Consider the following 6,560-nt stretch of genomic DNA (forward strand, 5'->3'; position numbering starts at 1 on the left):
ATGCCGTGGCGGGCGAGCAGCCGGGAGACGCTGCTCCCCGAGGTCGCAATGCCCGCGCAGGCCAGCCGCGCCACGATCTCGCCGAGGTAAAGATCGGGCGTTTCCTTCAGCCAGCCAGGGATCGTCGGCGCATGGGCCTCAAGGGCGTCCGAGCGCCGGTCTCCGCCCATCGGCAACGCCTCGGCGCGACCCTCACGCCGCCACGTGGCGGCCCACCTGACGGCTGTCGCACGCGCAATCCGCATCCTGCGGCCCGCCGCACTGGCCGACATGCCTTCATCCAGAGCGGCTACAAACCGCTGGCGCAAATCAGAAGAATACGGTTTCCCCATCCATGCCGACCCCCTTCCCGGCAGTCAGCATGAATCAGAAATCACCCCGGATGTGAATCCCAAGGATTCAACTTGGTCGCGGTCGACTCTAACCCCCACTCGGCGGCGGCGCATCGCCTTCGCTTTCCTGTTCCCCAGCGATTGAGTCCTCACACATGGCAACCCTTGTTCTCGGCGCCGTCGGCTCCGCGATTGGCGGCGCATTTGGCGGGGCCATCCTCGGCTTTTCTGGCGCGGCCATCGGTGGCTTCATCGGGTCGACTATCGGGTCCGTCGTCGACAACTGGATCGTCTTGTCCCTTGCTCCCGCTCAGCGGATCGAGGGTGCGCGGCTGGACAGCTTGCGCATCACCTCCTCGACCGAAGGCGCGGTCATCCCGCGACTGTTCGGCCGGATGCGCATCGGCGGCAACATCATCTGGGCAACGGACTTCCGCGAAGAGGTCAACACCTCCCGCCAGGGCGGCGGCAAGGGCAGCGGGCCGAAGGTCACCACGACGGAATATCTGTACTACGCCAGCTTTGCGGTGGCGCTGTGCGAGGGCGAGATCACCGGCATTGGTCGGGTCTGGGCGGATGGCAAACCGATGGATATGACGGGCGTCACCTGGCGCTGGTATCCCGGAAACGATGCGCAGGGCCCCGATCCGTTCATCTCGGCCAAGATGGGTGCCGCCAACACGCCCGCTTATCGCGGCATCGCCTATGTCGTCTTCGAGGAGTTGAACCTCAGCGCCTTCGACAACCGCCTGCCGCAGATCAGCTTCGAAGTGTTTCGCCCCCTCGCGGATTCCGACACGGCCGAAGGGCTGGTCAAGGCCGTGACGATGATCCCGGCTTCAGGCGAGTTCACCTATGCCACCGCCCCGGTCAAAAAGACTACCGGTGGCACCACCAACATCCTCGGCCAGATATCGGGTGGCAGCACTGTGGCCGAGAACTTGAATGCGATCACCGACACCGCCGACATCGTGGTGGCGCTGGACCGGCTGCAATCCATGGCCCCGGCGGTGGAAAGCGTCAGCCTGGTGGTTGCGTGGTTTGGCGATGACCTCCGTGCAGGATCTTGCAAGGTGCGGCCGGGCGTCGAGGTTGCGGCCAAGACCACCACGCCCTCGTCCTGGTCCGTGAATGGTGTCCCGCGCGCCGATGCCTTTCTGGTAAGCCGTGATGCCGAAGACCGTCCCGTCTACGGCGGCACGCCTACCGAATTCGCGGTGGTACAGGCGATCCAGGAGATGAAGGCGCGCGGGCTGCGCGTCACGTTCTATCCTTTCGTCCTGATGGATGTCCCGCCCGGCAACACGAAGCCCAATCCCTACAGTGCCAATGCCTCTCAATCGGGGCAACCGACATTCCCTTGGCGAGGCCGGATCACCTGTTCCCAGGCAGCGGGTTTTGCAGGATCGGTCGACAAGACCGCCCCGGCCGCCACACAGGTGTCGGCGCTGTTCGGCACAGCCGCGCCGGCCAACTTTACCGTTTCCGGCACCACTGTCAGCTGGACCGGTCCCGTCGACGAATGGTCGCTCCGCCGGATGATCCTGCACTATGCGCATTTGTGCAAAGCGGCTGGCGGCGTCGACGCCTTCCTGATCGGATCGGAAATGCCCGGTCTGACCACCAACCGCTCGGGCGCCAGCACCTATTCTGCAGTGACCGCCTTCAAGTCCCTCGCAGCCGATGTGCGCGCGATCCTCGGCGCTGGGCCCAAGATCGGCTATGCCGCCGACTGGTCGGAGTATTTCGGCCATCACCCCGCTGATGGCTCCGGCGATGTCTTCTTCCACCTCGACCCACTCTGGTCGGACGCCAACATCAACCTCATCGGCATCGATAACCATATGCCGCTGTCGGACTGGCGCGACGGGTTTGACCATGCCGATGCAGCGCAGGCCCCCGCGATCTATGACCGGGACTATCTGCAATCCAACATCACCGGCGGCGAAGGCTTCGAGTGGTTCTATGCCAGCGCCCTTGATCGAACCGCGCAGAACCGCACGCCGATCACGGACGGCAGCGTAGGCAAACCATGGGTGTTCCGCTTCAAGGACCTGCGCGCCTGGTGGCAAAACCCGCACTTCAACCGCCCGGGAGGTGTAGAAAGCGCGACGCCAACCGCATGGGTGCCGCAGTCGAAGCCGATCTGGTTTACGGAACTCGGCTGCCCCGCGATCGACCGGGGCACCAACCAGCCGAACGTCTTCTTCGATCCGAAATCGTCAGAGAGCTTCACGCCCTACCTCTCGCGCGGCTGGCGCGATGATGCGGTCCAACGCGCCTATCTCGAGGCGACATATCTGTGGTGGGGCGAAGCCACCAACAATCCGACCTCATCGGTCTATGGTGCGCGCATGGTGCAGGTGCCCGAATGCGCCGCCTGGACATGGGATGCGCGCCCCTATCCCTTCTTCCCCGGGCTGACCGATGTCTGGACAGACGGGCCAAACTGGCGCCTTGGCCACTGGCTGACGGGGCGGCTGGGCGCGGTGTCGCTGGCGGCTCTGGTGCGGCATCTTTGTCTGCGCGCAGGCATGCCCGAGGAGCTGATCGACGTCTCCGGCCTCTGGGGAGCAGTCGAGGGCTATGTCATCTCCGCGCTGGAAGCACCGCGTGCCTCGATTTCCACGCTGGCCCGGCATTTCGGCTTCGATGCGGTGGAAGCGAGGGGCGGATCAAATTCCTGATGCGGGGCCGGAACGCCAGCGCCACGGTCGCCCCCGACGCCATGGTCGCACCCACTTCCGCACAGGGCGACGTGATGGAATTGACCCGCGCGCAGGAAACCGAATTGCCGCAGGCGCTGAAATGGCAGGTGGCCCGCGCCGACGAGGACTATGACGCGGCACAAGTCGAGGCCCGGCGGATCACTGTGGATACCACCCGCATCGCCTCGGAGAGTTTTCCGATGGCGATCCCGCCCGAAGAGGCCGAACGCCGCTGTCGCCGCGCGCTGATGGAGGCATGGGTTGGCCGGGAACGCGCAGTGTTCCGCTTGCCGCCCTCACGTCTGACGCTGGATCCCTGCGACGTGATCCTGCTCGACCACGATGACCGCCTGACGGAAATGCGGCTGGTATCCATCGCCGACTCCGACCTGCGCAGCGTCGATGCGGTGCGCCAAGATCGCGCGGTCTATGATCTGCCGCCCGGCGAACCGCGCCCGGGCACACTGTCGACACCGACGGTCTTCGGCGCGCCGGAAGTGCTGCTGGACCTGCCACAACTGCGCGAAGACCAGCCTGCGCATCGGCCCATGGTCGCGGCGCATGCCAGGCCGTGGCCGGGTGAGATCGCCGTCTATCGCAGCGCCGCGACAGATGGCTTTGCCCTGTTGACAACCTTCAGTTCACGGACGCGCATGGGTGTTCTGGCGGCCAACTTCTATGCGGGGCCGGTGTCGCGCCTCGATCTCGGCAATGCGCTGGTCGTCGATCTCTATTCCGGCACGCCGGAGAGCGTCATGGATATCACCCTGCTGGGTGGGGCCAATGCACTGGCCGTCGAAACCGGCGCTGGGCAATGGGAGATCGTCCAGGCAGGCGTTTCAGAACTTATCGCCCCGGGGCGCTATCGGCTGACCCGCCTGCTGCGGGGCCAGCGCGGAACCGAAGGTGCAATGGTCAGCATGGTGGCGATCGGCGCGCGGGTGGTGGTACTGGACACAACCCTTGCCAGCCTGCCGATTTCCGAAGCCGATCTGGGTCTGCCGTGGAATTGGCGCATGGGCCCCGCCTCAAAGCCGGTCAGCGACGAGACCTTTGTTGCCACCAACTTCACCCCCGAAGGCGCTGGGCTGCGACCGTTCTCCGTCGCGCATGTCGAACAGCCCTGGCGATTTTCTCGCAGCCACGGCGACCTGACAATCCGCTGGATGCGCCGCGCCCGGTCGCTGGTCGCCGACACCTGGGGCGCTGGCGATGTGCCCTTGGCCGAGGACAGCGAGGCATATCAAGTCGACATTCTGGACGGGTCAGTTGTCATGCGATCCTTGATGACTGCCACGACCAGTGCCCTCTACACCGCCGCCCAGCAGACGACTGATTGGGGCGCGCCCCTCGGTCCCGGCCAAGCCCTCGCTATCCGCATCTACCAGCTCTCAGCCCCGATCGGCCGAGGCGCTGGGCGATCGGTCACGCTCACATTTTGAAGGCGTCCCATGTCCGACATCACAACCCACCTCCTGCTGCCCTACATTCTGGCATCGCAAGCCCAGAAGCATGTCACCCATAACGAGGCGCTACGGCTGCTGGATGCGATGGTCCAGCTGTCGGTCCTCGACCGCACCCGGACCACGCCGCCCGCCAGCCCCGTCGACGGCGACCGGCATATCGTGGCGTCCGGGGCCACCGACCTCTGGGCAGGCTGGGATCTGAATGTCGCTTTCTGGGTCGATGCGGTCTGGATGCGCTTGGTACCGCGCCCCGGCTGGCTGGCATGGATCGCCGCCGAACAGATGTTTCTGGTCTGGACTGGATCGGCTTGGGATCCGGTCGGCGAACCGGTCGATGTTCCTGACAGCGTCTTCAGCCTGGTGAACAATGCCGATCCGACAAAGCGGGCGCTGTTCTCGCTGTCCGGGCTCAGCAGCGGCACCACCCGCACCTTCACGCTGCCGAACACATCCTCGGAACTCGCAATACTCGCGGGCACGCAGACCTTCAGTGGCAACAAGACCTTCTCCGGCGCTTTAACCGCCTCGGAAACCGTCACGGTGTCAGTTGCCTCGGCCAGCATTGGCACCGCGACCGGGACGGCAACTTACGGCCTTGGGAGCGGGGCGACGACCAACGGCACCACCAAGACCGTGAATATCGGTACTGGCGGCGCGAACGGATCCACGACGGTGGTGAACATCGGCTCGGCCATGGCAGGCGCTGGCGGCACCACGGTGATCAACACCCCCACAGTCACCTTCGCCAATGCCGTCACGCAGGTCGCAATGCCACAGGCGAACCTGACGGCCCAGCTCTTGGGCCTCGGCTGGGCACTGCCGACAGCTACAACCGGTTTTCGATCAACACCCCCGCGATGTTGTTCAACCATGCCGGCAATGGCATTGAGGCCACATTCAACAAGAACGCGCCGGCCGATGACGCGGCCTTCGCTTTCAAGACCGGCTTCTCCGCCCGCGCCCTGATCGGCCCTCTGGGCAATGACGACTTCAGCTTTAAGGTCAGCCCGAACGGCTCGACCTTCTTTGACGCGATCCGGATCGACCGCATCTCTGGCCGGGTCGAACTGCCGGAACCACTTGTCTTGCCCGCCCTGCCCGCCGCTCCGGACCCGCCGCCCGCAGGCAAGCTGGCCGTCTATGCCCGCGACCGCGCAGGGGCTGGATGGCTGGATGTGCAGCGTCCTTCGGGCCGGTTCTTTCCGCTCCAGCCGCATTTCGGAGTCAACCGGGTCGCCACTTGGGCTCCATCTGTCAACACGACAGTCAACACCAACGGCATGCCGCGCACGGCTGTCGGCGCCATGGCGACGCCGACACTGACCACCACCAACCTCTCGACCAGCATGCGGCGCTGGCGCGTCACCAGTGCGGCGACCGTGGATGCGGTGGCCGAGGAACGCTCCGCAGGCTGGGTCTGCTGGCGCGGCACTGTGGCAGGCTTGGGCGGGTGGAGCTATGTCAACCGGCTGTCGCTGACGACCTTGCAGGCCACTGGCATGGGGTTCTTTGGCCTCTATGGCTCGACAGCGGCGCTGGCCACAACGCTGACGCTGGCGGCGGCGATCAACTGCATCGGCATCGGCTTCCAGCGTGGCACCCACACCAACTGGCAGGCGGTAGCAAACGATGGCACGGGCGCGCCGACGCTGATCGATCTGGGCGCGAGCTTCCCGGTGAACAGCACGACCAACGTGCTGACGCTCTACATCGCCGCCGCGCCAGATGGGGCCGACATCGGCGTTCGGGTGGTCGAGGAGGTCAGCGGGGCGGCGGTCGAGTTCACCATCGCCACCGACATGCCCGCTGCCACCCAGTTGCCGAGCCCGCGCAATTACATGAACACCGGCGCGACCGCAGCGGCCGTCGCCTATGACTGCTCGGGCATCTACGTCGAGACCGATTATTGAACCCAAGGACATCATCATGACTGAACCGCCCCGGGTTTCCGAGAGAGTAAAACTCTCAGAGGATGACCCTTATGGAATCGAAGAAGAAGCACACCCCGACATACACGGCCGAGTTCCGCGAGCGCGGCGTTCGGTTGTATCGCG

The 6,560-nt window shown here is 65.2% G+C and carries 3 protein-coding genes and 1 pseudogene; 3 read left to right on the forward strand and 1 reads right to left on the reverse strand.

The window, feature by feature from the left end:
- Window positions 1-332 (reverse strand): helix-turn-helix domain-containing protein (locus ENN83_RS17250; protein ID WP_414707684.1); only part of this gene is annotated, 332 nt, incomplete at its 3' end.
- 155 nt (window positions 333-487) lie between these two features.
- On the opposite strand from ENN83_RS17250, the pseudogene ENN83_RS16210 reads away from it, so the two are divergent.
- The 3 genes and pseudogenes from ENN83_RS16210 (at window position 488) to ENN83_RS16220 (ending at window position 6,416) form a co-directional block, all read left to right on the forward strand.
- Window positions 488-4,482, forward strand: a pseudogene (locus ENN83_RS16210) (baseplate multidomain protein megatron).
- Between the two features lie 9 nt (window positions 4,483-4,491).
- Window positions 4,492-5,472 (forward strand): DUF2793 domain-containing protein, encoded by a 981-nt coding sequence (locus ENN83_RS16215; protein ID WP_287188792.1) that lies wholly within the window; start codon window positions 4,492-4,494, stop codon window positions 5,470-5,472.
- Window positions 5,367-6,416 carry a hypothetical protein gene (locus tag ENN83_RS16220; protein ID WP_287188794.1) on the forward strand — a complete coding sequence of 350 codons (1,050 nt, stop codon included), beginning with the start codon at window positions 5,367-5,369 and terminating at the stop codon, window positions 6,414-6,416. Before ENN83_RS16215 ends, ENN83_RS16220 begins: the two co-directional genes overlap by 106 nt.
- The last annotated feature ends 144 nt before the right edge of the window (window positions 6,417-6,560 follow it).

The organism is Rhodovulum sp., assembly GCF_011048875.1.
Taxonomy (GTDB): Bacteria; Pseudomonadota; Alphaproteobacteria; order Rhodobacterales; family Rhodobacteraceae; genus Rhodovulum; species Rhodovulum tesquicola.

Bases quoted from the DNA above. Each gene is read 5' to 3' on its own strand.
- ENN83_RS16215 (WP_287188792.1), top strand. From the start codon at position 4,492: ATGTCCGACATCACAACCCACCTCCTGCTGCCCTACATTCTGGCATCG.